This is a genomic window from Mesorhizobium sp. B2-8-5 (genome assembly GCF_006440675.2).
GTDB lineage: Bacteria > Pseudomonadota > Alphaproteobacteria > Rhizobiales > Rhizobiaceae > Mesorhizobium.
This window is the reverse complement of record NZ_CP083951.1, coordinates 1,707,501-1,728,387: the sequence shown is the minus strand read 5'-3', so window position 1 is coordinate 1,728,387 and position 20,887 is coordinate 1,707,501. Positions and strand designations below refer to the sequence as shown.

General features: G+C 62.6%; 10 protein-coding genes, 1 tRNA gene and 2 rRNA genes (1 of these 13 running past the window's edge). 7 read left to right on the top strand and 6 right to left on the bottom strand.

Going from position 1 to position 20,887, the window contains the following annotated elements; all coding sequences use genetic code 11:
• The gene (locus FJ430_RS08385) at nt 1-813 is read left to right on the top strand and encodes an NAD-dependent epimerase/dehydratase family protein (RefSeq protein ID WP_140709463.1); all 813 of its coding nucleotides are present in this window, start codon (nt 1-3) and stop codon (nt 811-813) included.
• Nucleotides 814-1,477: 664 nt separating this feature from the next.
• Here the strand turns inward: FJ430_RS08385 and FJ430_RS08380 are convergent.
• Entirely contained in the window at nt 1,478-2,014 is a 537-nt protein-coding gene (locus tag FJ430_RS08380) for an invasion associated locus B family protein (protein WP_226892115.1), read from the bottom strand.
• Nucleotides 2,015-2,300: 286 nt separating this feature from the next.
• On the opposite strand from FJ430_RS08380, the gene FJ430_RS08375 reads away from it, so the two are divergent.
• The 5 genes from FJ430_RS08375 (at nt 2,301) to FJ430_RS08355 (ending at nt 15,954) form a co-directional block, all read left to right on the top strand.
• Nucleotides 2,301-13,730 (top strand): hypothetical protein, encoded by an 11,430-nt coding sequence (locus FJ430_RS08375; RefSeq protein ID WP_226892114.1) that lies wholly within the window; start codon nt 2,301-2,303, stop codon nt 13,728-13,730.
• Nucleotides 13,731-13,885: 155 nt separating this feature from the next.
• The gene (locus tag FJ430_RS08370; RefSeq protein WP_140644684.1) at nt 13,886-14,386 is read left to right on the top strand and encodes a phage tail protein; all 501 of its coding nucleotides are present in this window, start codon (nt 13,886-13,888) and stop codon (nt 14,384-14,386) included.
• A gap of 12 nt (nt 14,387-14,398) precedes the next feature.
• A complete protein-coding gene (locus FJ430_RS08365; RefSeq protein WP_140644685.1) occupies nt 14,399-14,902 on the top strand; it encodes a phage tail protein in 504 nt (167 codons plus the stop codon).
• A 10-nt stretch (nt 14,903-14,912) separates the two neighbouring features.
• A complete protein-coding gene (locus FJ430_RS08360) occupies nt 14,913-15,434 on the top strand; it encodes a phage tail protein (protein ID WP_140644686.1) in 522 nt (173 codons plus the stop codon).
• 7 nt (nt 15,435-15,441) lie between these two features.
• A complete protein-coding gene (locus FJ430_RS08355; protein WP_140709459.1) occupies nt 15,442-15,954 on the top strand; it encodes a GNAT family N-acetyltransferase in 513 nt (170 codons plus the stop codon).
• Between the two features lie 12 nt (nt 15,955-15,966).
• On the opposite strand, the gene FJ430_RS08350 is transcribed toward FJ430_RS08355, so the two are convergent.
• Both FJ430_RS08350 and FJ430_RS08345 read right to left on the bottom strand, forming a co-directional pair.
• Nucleotides 15,967-16,545, bottom strand: a complete 579-nt coding sequence (locus tag FJ430_RS08350; protein ID WP_140654320.1) for a 2OG-Fe(II) oxygenase — start codon at nt 16,543-16,545, stop codon at nt 15,967-15,969.
• A gap of 12 nt (nt 16,546-16,557) precedes the next feature.
• Nucleotides 16,558-16,833 carry a DUF6916 family protein gene (locus tag FJ430_RS08345; RefSeq protein WP_140644689.1) on the bottom strand — a complete coding sequence of 92 codons (276 nt, stop codon included), beginning with the start codon at nt 16,831-16,833 and terminating at the stop codon, nt 16,558-16,560.
• 154 nt (nt 16,834-16,987) lie between these two features.
• On the opposite strand from FJ430_RS08345, the gene FJ430_RS08340 reads away from it, so the two are divergent.
• Nucleotides 16,988-17,788: a SapC family protein gene (locus FJ430_RS08340; protein WP_140709457.1), complete on the top strand. Its 801-nt coding sequence runs from the start codon at nt 16,988-16,990 to the stop codon at nt 17,786-17,788.
• A 398-nt stretch (nt 17,789-18,186) separates the two neighbouring features.
• On the opposite strand, the gene FJ430_RS08335 is transcribed toward FJ430_RS08340, so the two are convergent.
• The 3 genes from FJ430_RS08335 to FJ430_RS08325 form a co-directional block, all read right to left on the bottom strand.
• A tRNA-Met gene (locus tag FJ430_RS08335) sits at nt 18,187-18,263 on the bottom strand.
• Nucleotides 18,264-18,478: 215 nt separating this feature from the next.
• Nucleotides 18,479-18,593 (bottom strand): 5S ribosomal RNA (gene rrf / locus FJ430_RS08330).
• Between the two features lie 89 nt (nt 18,594-18,682).
• A 23S ribosomal RNA gene (locus tag FJ430_RS08325) occupies nt 18,683-20,887 on the bottom strand; it runs 595 nt beyond the window's last position.

Here is a 20,887-nt window from a genome sequence, read left to right as displayed (position 1 = left end):
ATGCCGCATTACGAACGTATCCTGATCACCGGCGCCGCCGGCCGGCTCGGCTCGCAGCTGCGCAAGGGGCTGGCGCCGTTGGCCAAGACGATCCGCCTGGCGGGCCGCGAACCCTTCGGCGACCTTGCGCCGCACGAGGAGGAAGCGGTCTTCGACCTCGCCGACATGGAAGCCACGATCGCCGCGACCAAGGATTGCGACGCGATCGTCCATTTCGGCGGCGCGCCGCTCGAATGCGAATGGCAGACCATCCTCGATTCCAGCATCCGCGGCTCCTACCACATCTATGAAGGCGCCCGTAAACACAGCGTGAAGCGCATCATCTATGCCTCGTCCGTGCATGCCATCGGCTATCACGAGATCGAGGCGCATATCGGCGTCGACGCGCCGGTGCGCCCCGACAGCCTCTATGGCGTTTCGAAGAACTTCGTCGAGAGCCTCAGTCGGCTCTATTGGGACAAGTTCGGCATCGAGACGGCGTGCCTGCGCATCTTCTCGTCCTTCCCCGAACCGGCCGACCGGCGCATGCTGTGGTCATATCTCTCCTTCGCCGATTGCGTGCGCCTGGTCGAAGCGTCGCTTACCGCGCCGCGCGTCGGCCACACGATCTCCTTCGGCATTTCCAACAACAAGCTGAAGATGGTCGACAACAGCGGCGCGGACCACCTTGGGTTCATCCCGCAGGACAGCGCCGAGCCATTTCGCGCCGCGGTCGAGGCCAAAACCCCTGTTCCCGATCCGAACAAGCCGTCGGTGAAATATCTCGGCGGCTGGTTCTGCGAGCTTGGCCATCCCGACGACAAGCCCGCCTGACGATTCCGTCTGAGCGGAGCTGCGCCACGAAGCAAAACGCCGGCAACTCCTTGAGTTGCCGGCGTTTTTCAATCGAAGCTGGTTGCAGGGCCAGGATTTGGCTTCTCTGCCCCGGGGGCGTCAGCTTTACCTTCTTGCAGGCCATGACGAGAGTTCAAATCCACCGGCCCTCAGAAACGCAAAACGGCCCGCGTTGAGCGGGCCGTTTTGAGTTTGGTTGCGGGGACTGGATTCAAGCGCGCCGGCGATCCTTAAGGAAGATCCTTCAACAAACGAATTCCGTGACAGCGCTGTATGGCAACCTGCCCAGAGCGCGCCCCCCATAGTGAGTTCACGAGGTAGCGGTCCTCTGCTATCATAAGTATCCGCGCCTGGCTCCGCACCGTTGTCCCGCGACTCCCATTAACTCAATCCGATTGCCAAACGGATCGGACACGTACGTCCGGTAAAAACCATCAATCGGCTCGTCGTCTTTGCACGCAAACCCCGCCGTGTTGAGACGCGCGCGAAGCTTTGGAGCTCGTCAACCACAAACGCCGGGTGCACCTTCTTGGCAGGGCAAAAGGCGGCCTCCACACCAGATGCACACGGGCGCGGCCAGCCTCGAACCAGCAGCCGCCCCCCGGCCGGCTTCGAGCTCGCAACCGGGCAATTTTGCGCCGCCTTACTTGGTCGCTTCGAGCTTGTCGACCGCCGCGCCGAACCCCTTGAGCGAAACCGGAATGGTCACCGGTTTGCGCGTTACCGATTCCATGCCGACGTTCAACGTCGCTCCGGATCGCATCGCCTTGAGCAGATCCGGCGCCAGCGGCGTCGCGGCATAGGCGCCGTTCTGGTCACTGGTCTGGATAGCGATCGTGACCTTCTTGCCGCTGTCGATCTGGTAGGAAGTTCCCGATGGCAGGAACAGGCCATGCGGCAGGGCCAAAAGCATGGCAAAGCCTGGGGTACCCTGCTGGCGGCGCACCGTCACAGTCAGAACCCGCTGGCCGGTCTTCGCTTCGGTGAGATTCTGCGAAACTTGGCATTGCAATTCGGTGCCCGTTGGTCCCGACGAGCAATTGACCACCCAGGGATTGGCGTCCGCGGGTTTCGTCTCTGCCGGCTTGGTATCTTCGGCCATGGCAAGGCCGGTCGCCAGCAAAAGCGCGCCGAGGCCGACGGGCAGGTATCTTTGCCTTCCAAGTACATTAAATCTCACTAATATACTCCAATTGTCACATCTCTCGGTTTATAGCCGGCTTAATCGAGTCCGAGTCGTTGGACGCAAAGTCAATGTTGCCCTACTGCAACAGGACTCTAATTTCTGTGTTAATACCGTATCGCAACCGTGAATTGCCGTGCAATACTATGCAATACATTAGCTATCCGCTATCCCAGTGGAAGAGCATGGCGGCAGCCGGGACGGGTAGATGCGCTCGCGCACAGGGCTGATTGAACGTCGGGGGAAGACCGCTGAGCGCCAAATGCGGCGACGCGGCGGAGCATTGGCTGCATCCCGCCGCTCAGGCATTTTGCTGCGCACCTCCGCGCTGACCACTGTCGCTCTCGCATTGTCGGGCATGGCCGCGCATGCCGAGGATGCCGGGCTATGGCAGCCGCAGGTCCGTGCCATCATCGGCGCCAACAGCAACAGTGGCTATTCGGCGCTCGAAGGCTTCCTGCCGATCAAGCAGAACCTCGAATCGGTCCTCTTCCTCGACGTCCGCTCGAAATATGATTTCGACAACGGCTTCGGCCAGGATGTCGGCCTCGGCGTGCGCCGCATCGTCAATCCGGATCTGATGATCGGCGGCTACGTCTATCTCAACATCCAGAACGACGACAGCCACCAGTTCGTCGCCACCACGCTCGGCCTCGAGGCGATCACCTCGAAATATGACGCGCATGTCAATGTCTACCTGCCGATCAGCAAGGACCGCGGCTCGACCGGTATCGATTCGACGCTGTCGCTCGTCGGCAACCAACTGCTCGAACAGATTTCGACGATCGACCATCGCACCTATGCGGCCTGGGGCATCGAGGGCGAGGTCGGCGTCCAGGCGCCGATCGACCTGCCGGAAAACCAGTCGCTGCGCTTCGACGTCGGCGCCTACCATTTTGCCGATCCCAACGGCGACGACCATTCGATCACCGGGGCCAAGGCGGGGATCGAGTACACCTTCGGCGACGTCGTCGGCAAGGGCACGTCGCTGACCTTCACCGGCGAGGTGCGCAACGATAACCGCGACGACACCCAGTTCGCCGGCAGCGTCCGGCTGACGGTGCCGTTCAACGTGTCGGGCAAGGGCAGTTCCGTCGATGACGATCCCGATCTCGTCTCCACGGTCAGCCCGGGCCTGCGCAAGCGTCTCAATGAGCGCGTGCGCGGCGACATCGGCGTCAGGCTGGAGAACCAGGACAGGGTCAACGGCACGACGACGCGGGTGGCCATCAACGCTGCCACCAATGCGGCCTTCGGCAATTTCTTCTTCGCCGACGGCGGCAATTCGCTCGGCCTCGGCACCATCGGCGATCCGACCACGCTGGATGATGCCGTCACCAAGGCCGGCGGCAACGGCTTCATCGTCGCGCTCGGCGGCAGCGGCAACATCACCACCGGCGGTGTCAATCTCACCGCCGGCCAGACCGTCATTGGCGGCGGCGGCAGCGTCCAGGCGAAGTTCGCCGACGGCAGCGTCGGCACATACAATTTCGGCGGCAGCAACGGCACCATCCAAGGCACCAACGCCGCCAGCCCCGTGATTACTCTGGCCAGCAACAACACGCTGAGCAACATCACCATCACCGGCGGCGGCGACGGCATCTTCGGCAACAATGCCGCAGGCACGAAGCTGACCGATGTCACTGTCAGCGGCGCCGGCGGCAACGGCGCCGACTTCACCGGTAATTCCACCAGCGTCAGCGCGTCCAATTTCACCGCGACCGGCAACGGCCTCGACGGCCTGCACATCGAGGATAACGGCACCTACAACCTCACCGGCACGACGACGCTCAACGGCAATTCCGATGACGGCCTCGATATAACCGGACAGGGCACCTACACCTTCGCCACCGTCAATGCCCAGAACAACACCGACCGCGGCATAACGGTGCAGGGCACGTCGAGCGGCGGCAGCTTCACCACCACCGGCGGCACGATCTCCGGCAATGGCGGCACCGCCGTCTTCATCGATCCGATCACCGCCCATGTCGTGCTTGATTCCATCACCCAGAGCGGCGGCGTGTCGGGCGTCATCCTCGACCAGGTGTCGGGCAGCTTCGCCGTCAATGGCGCGACGAATATTTCGAACACCACCGGCCCGGCCGTCGCGATCACCAACTCGCCGGCATCGATCCGCTTCGGTGACATCGCCATCAGCAATCCCGGCGCCGACGGCATGTCGTTCAGCGGCGTCAACGCCGCTGTGGTCGCCGGCAACATCGTCATTTCCGGGCTCGGAGCCGGCACCGGCCTGGACTTCTCCGGAAGCCAGACCAATTTCACCGCGCAGTCGCTCAATCTTACCGGTACCGGCGCGGCCGGCTCCACCGGCATCGACCTCACCTCGCCCAGCGCCGGCGGTGCGGTCATCACCATCACCAATGGCGGTATCATCGCCAATGTCGACACCGGCGTTCGCCTCGGCATTGCCGGTACGCCGGCCGATTCGGCTAATGCCAATTTCACCTTCGGCGGCGGTTCGATCGCCGGCATCACCGCCTCGCTCGACGCGCGCGGCCTCAATCAGACGCTCGGCACCTATGCCTTCGGTTCGACCACCTTCAGCGGGCCGCAGCTTTTCGACACGCAGAATGTGATCTTTGTCGGCGCTGCCGCGACAGGAACAGGCGACGGCTCCTCGCTTCTCGATCTGGCCTCGATCGCGACGGCCGATGCCAACACCGACGGCACCGCCATCTTCGTGCTGGTCAACGACGCCAGCAACACGCCGATCGATGCCGGCGGCGGCTTCACGCTGAGCGCCGGCCAGACGCTCGCTTCCTTCGGCAATGGCCGCAGCTTCTCGCTCGGCGGCGTCCCGATCAACGTCACCGGCGACAATGTCCAGCACGACCAGGTTGTCTCGGATGTCAACGGCGCCGCGACGCTTACCAGCACCGGCGCCGGCGACGTTGTAACGCTGGCCAACAACAGCTCGCTGCTCGATTTCAACATTTCGGGTGGCAGCGCCAATGGCATCCATGGCAGCGGCGTCACCGGCGTTACGCTGACCGGCATGTCGGTCAGCGGCGCCGGCCTTGCCGGTGTGCTGTTCGACGGCACCGGTAGCGCCACTGCCACCGACCTGACCTCGACCGGCAATACTGGTGCGGGCCTGTCCCTGCAGGGGGCCGGCACCTACAATTTCAACGGCACCACGACGCTAAACAGCAACGGCGCCGATGGCTTGTCGATCACCGGCGATGGAACCTATAATTTCCAGACGGTCAATTCGCAGAACAATGCCGGCAGCGGCGTCGATGCAAGCTCCACCGGCACCGGCAAACTGACGACGACCGGCGGGACGATTTCCGGCAATTCCGGCCAAGGGTTCAGTGCCTCGCAGATCGGACTGGACGTCACGCTGACCAGCCTCACCCATACTGCCGGCGGCACCGGGATAGCTCTCTCGAACGTTACCGGCAGCTTCGATATCACCGGCCCGACGACGATCTCTGGCGTGCCGAACGGGATTGTCATTCAGAACAGTTCGGCAACGGTGGGCTTCGGCGGAAAGGTCACCGTCACCGCCCTCACTGGCTCGGGCATCATTCTCGATACCACTTCCGGCGCCGTCACTTTCGGCGACGTCGCCATCGACCAGCCAGGCCAGAACGCGATCGATGTTTTCGGCACCAACGGCACAATCGCCTTCGGCAACATCGACATCACCAACCTCCCGACCGGCAAGACCGGCCTAGATCTGTCCGGCAGTTCCTCGACCTTCACCGCCACGACGCTCGACATCGCGGGCGCCGGCACCTCGACCGGCATCGACCTCTCCGGCACCACCGGCGGCTCTGTCACCATCGGCAGCGGGATCATAACGGCCGGCACCGGCGTGCAGATGGGCACGCATGGTGCTGCCGGCACCAGCGCCAACACCACCTTCTCCTTCGGTGCCGCCGGTGGCGCCTCGATCACCGGCACGGTCGCCTCGCTCGACATGCGTGGCCTTATGGCCGGCAACGGCACCTATGCCTTCAACGACACGACGCTCACTGGGCCGCAGTTGTTCGACAGCGCCAACATCGTCTTCGTCGGCGCGGCCGACACCGGGACCGGCAGCGGCGCGGACGTCAGCGATCTCATCAACGCGGCCGCCGCCGACGACCTGACCACCGACGCAAACACGATTTTCGTCCTCGTCAACAACGGCGCTAGAAACATCAACACCGACGCCGACGGCTTCACCCTTGCCGCCGGTCAGTCGCTGGTTTCCTTCGCCAATGGCGCGACGGTCAATCTCGGCGCGCCGCCGGCCAATGTCGCCGGCACCGATGTCGTCACCGGAGCCACGCAGGCTGATCCGTTCGGCAACGGCGCAGCGACGCTCGTCAATTCGGCCGGCAGCGCCATCGATCTCGACAGCGGCAACCTCGTCCAGAATTTGGGTGTCAGCAATGCCGGCTCCGGCGCGGCGATCAACGGCGCGGGCATCAGCGCGGCGACCATCACCGGCGTGACGATCACCAGCGCCGTCACCGGCATCGATCTGACCGGCGCATCGGGCGCTATCAACGTCACCAACACCACGATGGGCGGCGTCAGCGGCACCGGCCTCCTGGCTAGCAATTTCAGCGGCACCGGCACCTTCAACAATTTCGACATCACCGGCGCCGGCACCGGCGTCAGCGTCACCGGCGGTTCCACCGGCGCGCTCACCTTCGACAATGCGAGCTCGATCGCCGGCACGTCCGGTGTGGCCTTCAACATCGACACGGCAACTTCCACCGTTACCTATAACGGCACGATCAACCAGACGAGCGCGGCAAGCGCGGTCAAGATCAACGCCATGACCGGCGGCGGTGCCACCTTCGGCGGCAAGATCACAGCCAGCACCGGCGCGGCCAACGCCATCGATCTCACCGGCAATGCCGGCGGCACGATCAATTTCAACGGCGGGCTCGACCTCACCACCGACGGCGGCTTCGCCTTCAGCGCCATCAATGGCGGCACGCTCAACGTCACCGGCACCAACACCATCGCCACGGGCGGCGGCGTCACCGAAAAGGGTATCCAACTCGGCGGCGCCAGCGGCCTCACCATCGGCGCCAGCGGGGTGACCTTCGACAGCGTCACCGTCGACGGCTCCGGCGGTACTGTGCCGACCGGTATCGTCATCGAGAACACCAGCGGTGGCAACGTCACCTTTGGCGGCGTCGACATCAGCCGCGTCAATGGCGACGCCATCCGCCTCACCAATGTCGCCAGCGGCACCTATACCTTCAACGGCACGACCACGATCGCAACCGTCGTCGGCAATGGCCCGGGTTTCGTCGTTCAGGGCAGCGCTGCCACCGTCAACGTCGGCAACCTCTTCACCACCGGCGTTTCCGGCGACGACGTCAACCTGACCAACAACACCGGCACCATCTCGATCGGCGGCACCATCACCAATTCCGGCACCGGCAACGGCGTCGTGGTGTCCGGCGGCAGCGCGGCGATCACCGTTTCGGCCAACATTTCCAGCTCGGCAAGCGCGCCGGGCACGGCGATCAAGGTCGACGGCACCACCGGCGGCTCTGTCGCGTTCACGGGTAACGTCACCTCGACCGGCACCGGCAATATCTTCGCCATCGGCACGACGACGGCGCCGACGGGCGGGGCGATCGCCTTCGGCCTCGGCAAGACGCTGACGGCAACCGGCGGCGGCGGCGCGGTGATCGGCGGGCTTGCCGGCAACGCCACATTCAACGACATGGCGCTGTTGTCGATCACCAATGCAACCGGCAACGGCCTTTCGGTCTCGAACGTGGCAAGCGGCGCCAACCTGGGCTTCGGCAGCGTCACAATCTCGGGCGCGGGCGGCAACGGTATCGAGATCGCCAACAATGACGGCCTGGTGATGTTCTCGGGCGGCACCACTGTGACGATGGGCTCGGCCGCCAACACGGCCGGCATCGATTTCACCGGCACCAATGCCAACGTCACCTTCGGCGCCACGACGGTCAGCAACATCGGCGCCAACCAGACCGGCATCGATTTCAGCGGCTCGTCCACTGCGGCCGATTTCAGCCTCGCCGCCACCATCACAGGCCTCGGCGACCTCACCTCGCGCGGCATCGATCTGTCCTCGACGACCGGCAACAAGGTCATCACCTTCTCCCAAGGGTCCTCGATCGCCAATGTCGGCATCGGCGTCGACCTTTCGTCCGGTCAGACCACCGCCACCTCGGCCAACGCTACTTTCACCTTCGGCGACGGCGATTCGACCGATGGGCTGGAATCCTCGATCGCCGCGGCGACCAACGGCTACACCGTCAACGCGGTCGGCCTCGATCCGACTCTAGGCGATTACGATTTCGACGACGTGTTCTTCACCGGCAGCGCCAATCTGGCCTCGGCGCCTGGCGCGGTCACGCTGGTTTCGCAGTCGGGCGGCTTCATCAACGCCGGCACGACCGGCAACCTTAGCATGGGCGTCGGCACCATTTCGCTTGCCGCCGCCGATGCGCTGACCGGCGCCCAGAACTTCGCCTTCGTCGGTCCGATCGATGTCGGCACCAGCGCCTTTACGCTCGATTCGGGCCAGACGATCACCGGCTTCGGCAATGGCAACGTCGTCTCGATCGGCACCGTCCAGCCGGTGAACGTCCATGGCAGCCTCGGGGCCACCGGCGGCAACATCACCGGCGACGAGGCCGTGGTCACTGGCACCGGCGACTTCATGCATCTGCTCGGCGACAACGCCGTCCGCCACACCGCCTTCGATTTCAGCGGCGCCAGCGGCTCCGCTTTGCTGATCGACCAGAGTGCGCCGGGCTTCAGCAATGCCAGCGGCATCACCATCGAAGGCGTCACCATCAGCAATGTGGCGGCGGGCCAGACGGCCATCAAGGTCGCGGGATTGACCGGCAATCTCTCGGTCATCAACAACGACATCGACGTTTTAGGCACGCTGCTCGACGTGAACGGCGGCTCCGGCACCATCCAGGTGTCGCGCGGCATCCTGACGAACAGCGCGACGCCCGGCACGCTGATCGGCGGCGGCATCAACATCGCCAACCGCACCGGCGGCGCGGTGACCTTCACCGACCAGGTGACGATCACCGGCGGCAACGGCGTGTCGATCTCGGGCGGCACCGCCGCCGGCGCCGTCAATTTCAATGGCGGCCTCGACATCACCACCTCGGCCGATACCGGCCTCGATTTCTCGGGCCTGAACCTGCTCACGGTCGCCAATGCGGGCTCGACGACGATCAACGCGACCGGCCAGACGGCGCTGTCGCTGCAGGGCGCGATCGGCGCTGGCGGCGTCCATTTCAACAGCGTCACCTCGACCAATGCGGCCGCCCAGGGCGTGCTGATCAGCGGCGCCAGCGGCGGCAATGTCGATCTCGACGCCGTCAACGTCGCCGGTTCAGGCGGCGCCGGCATCGAGGTTCTCAATTCGAGCGGCACTTACATCTTCGGCAATACCACGATCGACAATTCGGCCTCGGCCGGCCGTGGCGTGAACATCGAGAACGCCGCGAGCGCCACCACCATCACCTTCGACGGCACGCTGGGCATCACCACATCCACGGGCAGCGGCTTCCGCGTCGCAAGCAGCGCCCCGCCGGCCGCCACCACGGTCAATGTGACGGGCGCCGGCACGCGCAGCGTCAGTACCTCGAACGGAACCGCCGTCGACATCACTTCGGCCACCCTCGGCGGCGGCTTCACCTCGGTCAACGCCAGTTTCTCGGGCGCGGCCAACGGCATCAACCTGCAGCAGGCGGCGGGCTCGCTCGATCTCGGCAACGGCACGCTGACCAACACCGGCTCGGGCGCCGCCTTCAATGTCGGCTCGGCCACCGACCAGAGCGGCGGGAATGCGACGATCTCTTATGCCGGCAATATCGCCTCCAACGGCAACGGCGCGGCGGTCTCGGTCCAGGAACTGACCGGCGGTTCGGTGACGCTGTCGGGCAATCTGACGGACGGTTCCGCCACCAATGGCGGCCACATCGTCGTTGCCAACATCAACAACGGCACGGCGGCCACCATCACCTTCTCCGGCGCCAGCAAGCAGATCAGCTCCGGCACCAACGACGCGGTCAGCCTGACCGGCAACACCAACGGCACGGTCAACTTCACCAATGGCGGGCTGGCGATCACCGCCACAAGCGGCGCCGGCTTCACGGCCACGGGCGGCGGCACGGTCAATGTCGGCACCGGCGGTAGCGCCAACACCATCGCCACGACCTCGGGAACCGCGCTGAACCTCAGCGGCGTGACGGTGGGCGCCACGTCGCTGAATTTCTCGACCGTCTCGGCCAACGGCGCCGCGACCGGCGTTTCGCTTGCCAACATAGCCTCGTCGGGCGGCGGCACGATCGCGCTCGGCACGGTCAACCTGCAGGGCATCACGTCGCGTGGTGTCGATGTATCCGGCACGTTGGGCGCGGCGCTGTCCTTCAACGATCTCGATATCGGCTTGAACAACAGCGCCGCCGTGGCCTTCGATCTCAACGGCGCAACGATCAATGCCGCCGTTACCGCCAACGATTTCGACGTCACCAATGCGGCCGCGGCCGGGACCTCGATCGGCGTCGATCTGCGCGGCGCCACCGGCGGCCAGACCGTGCGTCTCGGCGACACCGACCCGAACGGCGCGAGTTCGAGCATCGCCGGTGTCAACACTGGCGTCTTCCTCAGTTCGGCGAGCAACCTCAACTTCATCTATGGCGACGGCGAGCAGGCGATCGACCAAGGCTCGACCATCAGCGCCAATGTCGGCATCGACGCCTCCAGCGCGCCGGTCTCCGGCACCTACGACTTCCAGGATGTCAACTTCGCGGCCAGCCCCGGCCTCGGCTTCGGCGTCGGCAGGATCTACTTCGTCGGCGCCAGCGCCACGGGCGACGGCAGCGGCAAGGACCAGAACAATCTCGCGACGCTGACCACGGCGGAAGCGGCGGCGGTTTCAACCGACATCATCGTGCTGGTCAATGACGGCGGCGTTATAACGGCGGCGGGCAGCAACGGCAACGACACGCTGGCGCTCGCAACCAGCGAACAAGTGCGCGGCTTCGGCAACGGCAACATCGATCTGGCGCTGACGGTGCCGTCGACGATCCAGCTGGCCAGCAACAACATCTCGATCGTAGACCAGACGCCAAACGGCGCGGCGACGCTGACGAGCGCGGATGGCAGCAGCATCGTCACCCTGGCCGGCAACGGCAACATCATCGACGGCTTTACGATAAATGGCAACGACGGCACAGGCGCCAATGCCGCGATCGGCATCAGCGGCTCCGGCACGGCGAACGCCACGATCAGCAACATGACGATCAGGAACGTCACGGCCGCCAACATCGACTTCGGCACCGGCGCCACGGGCACGACGACGCTGACCAATCTCTCCCTCATCTCGGCGTCGGCCGGGACAGCCATCAAATTCGGCGCTGCGTCTGGAACGGTCACAGGCACCAATGTCGACACAACGGCTGGAAGCGGCCTGTCCGTCGTCGGTGGCAGTGCGGCCTTCACCTTCGACAGCGCGAGCTCGATCGCCAACGTCGCCGGCACAGCCGTCAGCATCACCAACCGCACCGGCGGCAGCTTCGGCTTTGCCGGCACGGTTACGTCCACCATTGGCGGCAGTGGCATCGCCATCTCCGGCGCGACCGGAGCAAACACGGTCAACTTCAGCGGCGCGGTCAATTTCAACGCCGCGGGCACAGGTGTGTCGATCAACAATGGCGGCCTGGCCTCGACCGTCGGTTTCGCCAACCTCGCCCTCACGACGGGCAGCGCCAACACGGCCTTTACGGCGACCAACGGCGGCACGGTCAATGTCACCACCGGCTCGATCAGCACGACTGCCGCCCAAGCGGTCAACCTCAACGGCATCGCGGCCGGCATCAATTTCACCTCGACCACCTCCGGCGGCGGCACCAACAACGTCGCGCTTACCAATGTCACCGGCACGGTGAACCTGGGCACCGGTTCGCTGACCGGCGCGTCGGGCGTCGCCTTCCTGGGCTCCGGCGGCACGGCAGCCGTCACCTATGGCGGCTCGATCACCAAGACCAGCGACGGCCGCACGATCGATATCCAGAACCGCACTGGCGGCACGGTGACACTCAGCGGCGCGGTTTCCTCGACCGGCTCGAGCGACGGCATTTTCCTCAACGCCAACACCGGCTCGACCATCAGCTTCACCGGCGCCCTGACCATCGACACCTCGAGCAGCAACTCGATCGGCTTCAACGCGACCGGCGGCGGCACGGTCAGCGCGACCGCCTCCGGCAGCACCATCAATTCGGGCCAGGCGACCGCGCTCAATGTCGTCAGCACGACGATTGGCGCCTCCGGCCTGAAGTTCCAGAGCATCTCCTCGAGCGGCGGCACCGCCGCCGGCATCGTGCTCGACGGCACCGGCTCTAGCGGCGGGCTGACCGTAACCGGCACCGGCTCGGCCGGCTCGGGCGGCACGATTTCCAGCAAGACCGGCGCCGATATCCTGACCGGCACAGACGCCGGCGGTCAGACCGTGAGCGGAAGTGCCGGCACCGGCATCTTCCTGAGGAATACCTCCGGAGTATCGTTCGCCAACATGCAGCTGAACGACTTCTCGAACTTCGCCGTCTACGGCAACACCGTCACCAACTTCACGATGACCGGCATGACCATCAACGGCGTCAACGGCAACAACAATGCCGGCGACCGCGAAGAAGGCTCGATCCGCTTCGACAACCTGCTCGGCACCTCTTCGATCACCAACTCCAGCATATCGGGCGGCTACAACCAGAACGTCGACCTCTACAACACCAGCGGCACGCTGACCCGGCTGACCATGGACAACATCCAGTTCGGCCTGATCGATGCGACGGGAGGCAACGACAATGTTCGCGGACAGGTCTACAACAGCGCGACCGCCAACTACACGCTGACCAACAGCACCTTCGCCGGCACGCGCGCCGACTTCATCGCGTTCCTTGCCAACAACAATTCCACCATGGATGCCGTGGTGCGCAGCAACACGTTCCACAACGGCCAGGCGATCATCCCCGGCGGCGGCACGGCGGTCGATATCCGCAGCGGCTCGGGCGGCCTTGCCTCCGCTGCGACGACCACCTTCGATATCTCGCACAACGTTCTGACCGACGGTGGCGCCAATGCCTTCGATACCGTCGGCATCTTCGTCGCCAAGGGTCAGGACAACGGCACCATGGCCGGCACGATCGCCAGCAACCAGATCGGCCCGGCCAAGGTGAACTCCAATTCGGATGGCATTTTCGTGCGCGTGGCCGGCGCTGGCACGATGACGACCCTGATCCAAAACAACACCATCACCGGCGTCGGCAACAACGGCATCCATCTCCAGAACAACGATGGCAGCGCCACGTTGAATGCCACGATCTACGGCAACAGCGTGACGTCGCCAACGAGCTCATTCCCGTTTGCCGCGCTGCTGGTCGACAATGGCGCCACAGCCACCGACACCAGCACGACCAATGTCGTCATCGGTTCGGGCACCGGCGGCGCGGGCAGCAAGAACACGCTGACCCATTCACCCAACTATGCGGTCGATGTTTCGTTGAGCAATTTCAACGCCAGCACGCACCTCAACCTGTCGCGGAATGGTTCGGGCCAGAGCACGGCGCTCGGCGTCATCCAGGATGACAACACCGGCGTGCAAACGGTCGATACGACGGGTGGCAGCGGGACCATCACCTTCGTCAACAGCTTGCCGACGCTTCCGCCGGTAGTGGCGCCCTAAGTCTTGCCTTGCATGTGCCTTGGTGGTGGCATTTTCGCCGCTGGGCGTAACTTTAGTAAAAGTGAAGTTAAAAGATTTTTTGATTACACGCATTATTGCCGTTGTGTAATGTAATCGCATTGCGCTAATGTATGCTTACAGCAAGGATGGGTGCGATGGCGGAACCATTTCTTTCCGAAATCAGAATCATGTCTTTTGCCTTCCCTCCGAAAGGCTGGGCGCTGTGCAATGGGCAATTGCTCCCGATCAACCAGAACCAGCCGCTGTTCTCATTGCTGGGCACCACTTTCGGCGGCGACGGCCGGGTGAATTTCGCCCTGCCCGACTATCGCGGGCGCGTCCCCATCCATGTCGGCGGCAGTCATGTGCTGGGCGAACGGGGCGGCGAGCAGGCGCACACGCTTTCGATCTCGGAACTGCCGGTCCATAGCCATGCCGAGATGGCCACCACGGCCAATGCCGATGTGCCGGCTCCCGCCGGCAACCTGCTGGCAACGGTCGCCAACGTCTATACGCCGCCAGCGAACCCGACTACGACGATGGACCCCGGTACGCTGGCCCTGGTCGGCGGCAGCCAGGCGCATATCAATATGCAGCCGTTCCTGACACTGAGCTTCTGCATCGCCCTGCAGGGCATTTTCCCGTCGCCGACCTGAGGAAACGCAATTATGGCACAACCCTATGTTGGCGAAGTGAGAATGTTTGCCGGCAATTTCAATCCTGCCGGCTGGATGTTCTGCGAAGGACAGCTCTTGCCGATCTCGGAGTATGAAACCCTGTTCAACCTGATCGGCACCACTTATGGCGGCGACGGCGAGAGCACCTTCGCATTGCCCGACCTGAGGGGCCGGCTGCCGCTGCATCAGGGCGACAGTTTCATCCTTGCCGAGACCGGGGGCGTGGAGGAAGTCACGCTGACGACCCAACAGATCCCCTCACACACGCACCCGTTTGTCGCCTCGTTGAACAACGCAGCGGCGAATACGCCCACCGGCAATGTGACCGGGCAGGTTGGCGCCTCGCAGATCTACCGTGAAGCGCCGGCGACGACGCCGATGTCCCCGCAGACCGCCGGGCAGACCGGCGGCGGTCTGCCGCATACCAACTTCCAGCCGTATCTTTGCATCAATTTCATCATCTCGCTGTTCGGTATCTTCCCGTCGCCGACTTGAAGAGGACGTCATGGCCGATCCGTTCGTCGCCGAAATCCGCATCTTTCCGTTCAACTTCGCGCCCAAGGGCTGGGCATGGTGCGACGGTCAACTGCTGCCAATATCGCAGAACACTGCGCTGTTCTCATTGCTCGGTACGACCTATGGCGGCAATGGCAAGTCCAACTTTGGCTTGCCCGATTTGCAGGGCCGCGCGCCGATGCATCCGGGGCAGGGACCGGGGCTGTCGCTGCACGATCTCGGTGAGCAGGGCGGATCGGAGACGGTGCAGTTGCTGATATCGGAGATGCCGCAGCACGGGCACACGCTGATGGGGAATATCAACCCAGCCAATCTGGCGGCTCCAAGTGCGACACGATCCTATGCGCGCACCAATCCAGGGCAATCTTACTCGGCGACAGCCACGTTGACGCCGCTCAACGATCAGGCGGTGCGACCGGTCGGCGGCGACCAGCCGCACAACAACATGCAACCCTATCTCACCTGCTATTTCTGCATCGCGCTTCAGGGCGTCTTCCCACCACGCCCCTGATTTGCCGATGAACCATTTTCGCGGGGCGGCCGGCTGGATGCGCGCGGCGGGTGCTGGGCTCACATTCCGCGGGTCAACGGATGCCGATCTGCCGTTTCTGTTGCACCTCTATGCCTCGACCCGCCTCGAAGAGCTGGCCGTGACATCCTGGGCCGAGGCGCAGAAGGCCGCGTTCCTCGACATGCAGTTCCAGGCGCAGCACGCGCATTACCGCAAATACTACCCCGATGCCGACTGGTTGGTGGTCACGCGTGCCGGCAGCGATATCGGACGGCTCTATATCGAGCGCTGGCCAGGCGAGCACCGCATCATCGACATCGCCTTCCTGCCGGCGTTTCGCGGCAAGGGCTTCGGCTCGGCCTTGCTCAGCGATCTCATCGACGAAGCCGCAGCCATCGGCAAAGCGGTCTCGATCCATGTCGAGAAGCACAACCCGGCCATGCGGCTCTACCTGCGGCTGGGCTTCACCGTGGCCGAAGACAAGGGTGTTTACGACCTGATGCTGCGTCCGGCCCCGTGAGCGCCGCAACCATCACGCACCGCGATACCAGGAGACGATGGTGAAGCGTTCGTTGCGCGTAACCGGCGTCACTTCGTGCGTCGTTTCCGAGCGAAACGCGACCACCGACCCCGGCAATGCCAGCATCGCGACGCGCAGCTCCGGACCGCTGTAAGGTCCGTGCAGGACCAGCGAACCGCCGGAATAGTCCTCCGGCGAAGGCTCGTCGGACTGGCCGTTAAGAAAGATCACCATCGAAATCTTCCGGAAGCGCGACTCGTCGCGAATGATCGGCGTGTTGCCGTCCTGGTGCGGCACGAAGAAATCGCCCTCTTGGTAGTGGAGGAACTGCGGTTTCTCAAACGCGCCCAGCGCGATTGCGAAATGCCGTTCGAGCACCGTTTTTTGCTGCTCCAGCAGACGCTCTATCAGCGCCTGCGCGGCAAGCGAAACTTCGGCACGTCTGGTCCGACGCACCTGCGACCATTGCGGCTTCTGATCGGAACGGCCGAGCAGGCCGGCAGCCTCGCCGGTGGCTGCGCGAATTTCCGAGCACAACGCGCGACAGGTCGCTTTGTCCAGCACTTTGGGGATTGTGACATAGTCGACCACGCCCGGCCGATCTCAGTTGAAGACCGCTTCGTAGATATAGCCCGCCTGGTCGCCGGAGATGGGCACGATGAAGATGTCATGCGTGATCTCGCTGCCGACAAAGCGATAGGTCGCCTGGGGCAAAAGCATTTCGCGCGGCCCTTTGAACAGCGCCGAGAAGCCGCCGCCGGCGCGCGGACTGTTGGCGACGCGTTTTACTGAAGCGAGCTCCAGCGCGACCATCTGCCCGCCTGCCTCGACGACGAATGTCTGCCCGACCGCCTGCTCGAATTGCGTAGCCGATGCCATTCCCGTCCACCTTCAATCACTACCGGTTGCCGCCAATACCGGCGGTCCGCGCCATGCTGTTCATAGCGTGCCGGGAAGCCGTTGCGCCAGCCCTTGTGCTGGCCTAAACCCTTTATAGCTGCGCTATTGCATGGCTTTTTGGAGGAGGCTGAACATGGCTGAAGCGAAGACCGAGAAGGCGCCGGCGCTAGCCGGCTCCGGCAATGCGCTGCCGCTGTTTTATAGCAATCCCGAAGCGCTCAACCCGATACGCCATGGCTCGCTCGGGCTGATCGCGCGCGCCGATTTCGGCTTTGCCCGCGCGGCGCATTCCATCCCCGTGGCGGCCTCAGAAATGCCGGGCGCCATGCGCTCCTATCCGATCGTCTTCATAGGCCCGGCCAAGGCGCCGGTGATCATCACTGGCCTGCGCCAGAACGAGAACCTGTTCGTCGATCACGACGGCCGCTGGACCGAACCCCACTACATCCCGGCCTATGTGCGGCGCTATCCCTTCATCCTGGCGGATGAGTCGGCGACAACGGGCCGGCTGACAGTCTGCATCGACCGAGCCAGCGACCGCGTCGTCGATCAACTCGCCGCTCCCTTCCGAGACGATGGCGGCAAGCTCGCTTTGTTCTTCAACGGCACCGAGCCGACCGAAGCGACCAAGCAGGCGCTCGCCTTTTGCAGCCAGTTCCAGAACGATTTCAACGCCACCCGCGCCATGGTCGAGAAGATCGACGCGCACGGCCTGTTCGCGGCGCGGCAGAGCAAGGTGACGCTGGAAGGCGGCGAGACCCTGAATCTCACCGATTTCCAAATCATCGACGAGGTTGCGCTGAACAAGCTTGGCGACGAGGCTTTCCTCGACCTCCGCAGATCCGGCGCGCTGGCGATGATCTATTGCCACCTCGCCTCCTCCAACAGCTGGTCGTCGCTGGTCCACCAGGCGTCGATGCGCAAGCGGGCTTAGAAAATGAGCGGCGACAATTTGATCGTGTGACGGTACGCCGATGATCGCTGATCGGCTACGCTTGCCCGATGCTTTGGGACAGCCAGACGAGGATTCTTGTCAACTCTTGACGGATCACGACGCCACAGAACTCACAAAGGCGAGGCATTCGCCGTCGACATCGAAGTCGTTGGTTGAGGGCTAGTAAATGGCATTTCGGTGTCTTGGCACCGGCAGGAAAGTACGTTGGCGTTATCGCTTACTTACAGCCGGGACAGATCCAGCGCTCGATGACAACAGCGCGCAAATACCTCGTTTGTCAGCGGCAAGCAGGAATGTGCCTCACAACGAGTGCCGAATCGGTGACTACGTGCCAGTCCAACGCAAAACGGCCCGCGTTGAGCGGGCCGTTTTGAGTTTGGTTGCGGGGACAGGATTTGAACCTGTGACCTTCAGGTTATGAGCCTGACGAGCTACCGGGCTGCTCCACCCCGCGTCAACCACGAGCAAGCGTTTGCTTGCGATTACGAGCAAGCGTTTGCTTGCGTCCTTGAGGTAAGGTTTAACTTACCGGAATCAAGAGACCACCAAATGAAAGGGCCGCTTGCGCGGCCCATGATCCCGTTTGGCGGGCCTAAATATCGTAGGGAGAAGATTTGTCTCGATCCGGCTCTGTTTGGCCCGGATGTGAGCTGAACGTGCGCTTGGCAGACCTGGCAGCGACCTACTCTCCCGCGTCTTGAGACGAAGTACCATCAGCGCTGGAGCGTTTCACGGCCGAGTTCGGAATGGGATCGGGTGCAGCCGCTCCGCCATAACCACCAGGTCGGCAAAACGCACGTTCAAATCGAGAAGCTGTTTTCTGTGCCGGCGACAATCCTTCGGATTGCGCCTTGATGGATATAAGTAATGAGAACGATCAAGCCTATCGAACTATTAGTACCGGTAAGCTTCAAGCGTTGCCGCTCTTCCACACCCGGCCTATCAACGTGGTCGTCTTCCACGGTTCTCAGGGAATACTCGTTTCAAGGTGGGTTTCCCGCTTAGATGCCTTCAGCGGTTATCCCGTCCGGATATAGCTACCCTGCAATGCGGCTGGCGCCACAACAGGTCCACCAGAGATCCGTCCATCCCGGTCCTCTCGTACTAGGGACAGATCCTTTCAATATTCCTACACCCACGGCAGATAGGGACCGAACTGTCTCACGACGTTCTGAACCCAACTCACGTACCGCTTTAAATGGCGAACAGCCATACCCTTGGGACCTGCTCCAGCCCCAGGATGCGATGAGTCGACATCGAGGTGCCAAACAACCCCGTCGATATGGACTCTTGGGGGTCATCAGCCTGTTATCCCCGGCGTACCTTTTATCCGTTGAGCGATGGCCCTTCCACGCGGGACCACCGGATCACTATGACCGACTTTCGTCTCTGCTCGACTTGTCAGTCTCGCAGTCAGGCAGGCTTATGCCATTGCACTCAGCGAACGATTTCCGACCGTTCTGAGCCCACCATCGCGCGCCTCCGTTACTCTTTAGGAGGCGACCGCCCCAGTCAAACTACCCACCATACATTGTCCCGGACCCGGATAACGGGCCGCGGTTAGACATCCATAGTAATAAGGGTGGTATTTCAAGGGTGGCTCCACCTGAGCTGGCGCCCAGGTTTCAAAGCCTACCACCTATCCTACACATGCCACTACGAATGCCAATGTAAAGCTATAGTAAAGGTGCACGGGGTCTTTCCGTCTAACCGCAGGAACCCCGCATCTTCACGGGGAATTCAATTTCACTGAGTCTATGCTGGAGACAGCGGGGAAGTCGTTACGCCATTCGTGCAGGTCGGAACTTACCCGACAAGGAATTTCGCTACCTTAGGACCGTTATAGTTACGGCCGCCGTTTACTGGGGCTTCGATTCAGAGCTTGCACCCCTCCTCTTAACCTTCCAGCACCGGGCAGGCGTCAGACCCTATACGTCGCCTTGCGGCTTCGCAGAGCCCTGTGTTTTTGATAAACAGTCGCTACCCCCTGGTCTGTGCCACCCTCCTCTGCTTGCGCAGAAAAGGGTCACGCTTCTTCCGAAGTTACGCGTGCAATTTGCCGAGTTCCTTCAGCATAGTTCTCTCAAGCGCCTTGGTATACTCTACCTGACCACCAGTGTCGGTTTCGGGTACGGTCTATAAGGAGGAGCTATTTCCTGGAACCGCTCCGCTGCCCGTTCAATCCGATAAGATTGGACAACTTGTGCGATCCGTCACTACCTCCAGGCCCACGAATATTAACGTGGTTCCCATCGACTACGCGTTTCCGCCTCGTCTTAGGGGCCGGCTAACCCTGCTCAGATTAACTTTAAGCAGGAACCCTTGGTCTTTCGGCGGGGGAGTCTCTCACTCCCCTTACGTTACTCATGTCAGCATTCGCACTTCTGATACCTCCACCGCCCCTCACGGGTACGGCTTCATCAGCTTACAGAACGCTCCGCTACCGCTCGTGATTGCTCACGAACCCTAAGCTTCGGTGTATGGCTTTAGCCCCGTTACATTTTCGGCGCAAAGACCCTTATTTAGACCAGTGAGCTGTTACGCTTTCTTTAAATGATGGCTGCTTCTAAGCCAACATCCTGGTTGTTTTGGGATCCTCACATCCTTTCCCACTTAGCCATAACTTGGGGACCTTAGCTGTAGGTCAGGGTTGTTTCCCTTTTCACGACGGACGTTAGCACCCGCCGTGTGTCTGCCGACTAGTACTCCCAGGTATTCGGAGTTTGGTTAGGTTTGGTAATCCGGTGAGGACCCCTAGCCCATCCAGTGCTCTACCCCCTGGGGTATTCGGTCGACGCTCTACCTAAATAGATTTCGCGGAGAACCAGCTATTTCCGAGTTTGATTGGCCTTTCACCCCTAGCCACAAGTCATCCCGAACTATTGCAACAGTTATGGGTTCGGTCCTCCAGTAAGTGTTACCTTACCTTCAACCTGCTCATGGCTAGATCACTCGGTTTCGGGTCTAATGCGACGAACTGAACGCCCTGTTCAGACTCGCTTTCGCTGCGCCTACACCTATCGGTTTAAGCTTGCTCGTCACACTAAGTCGCTGACCCATTATACAAAAGGTACGTGG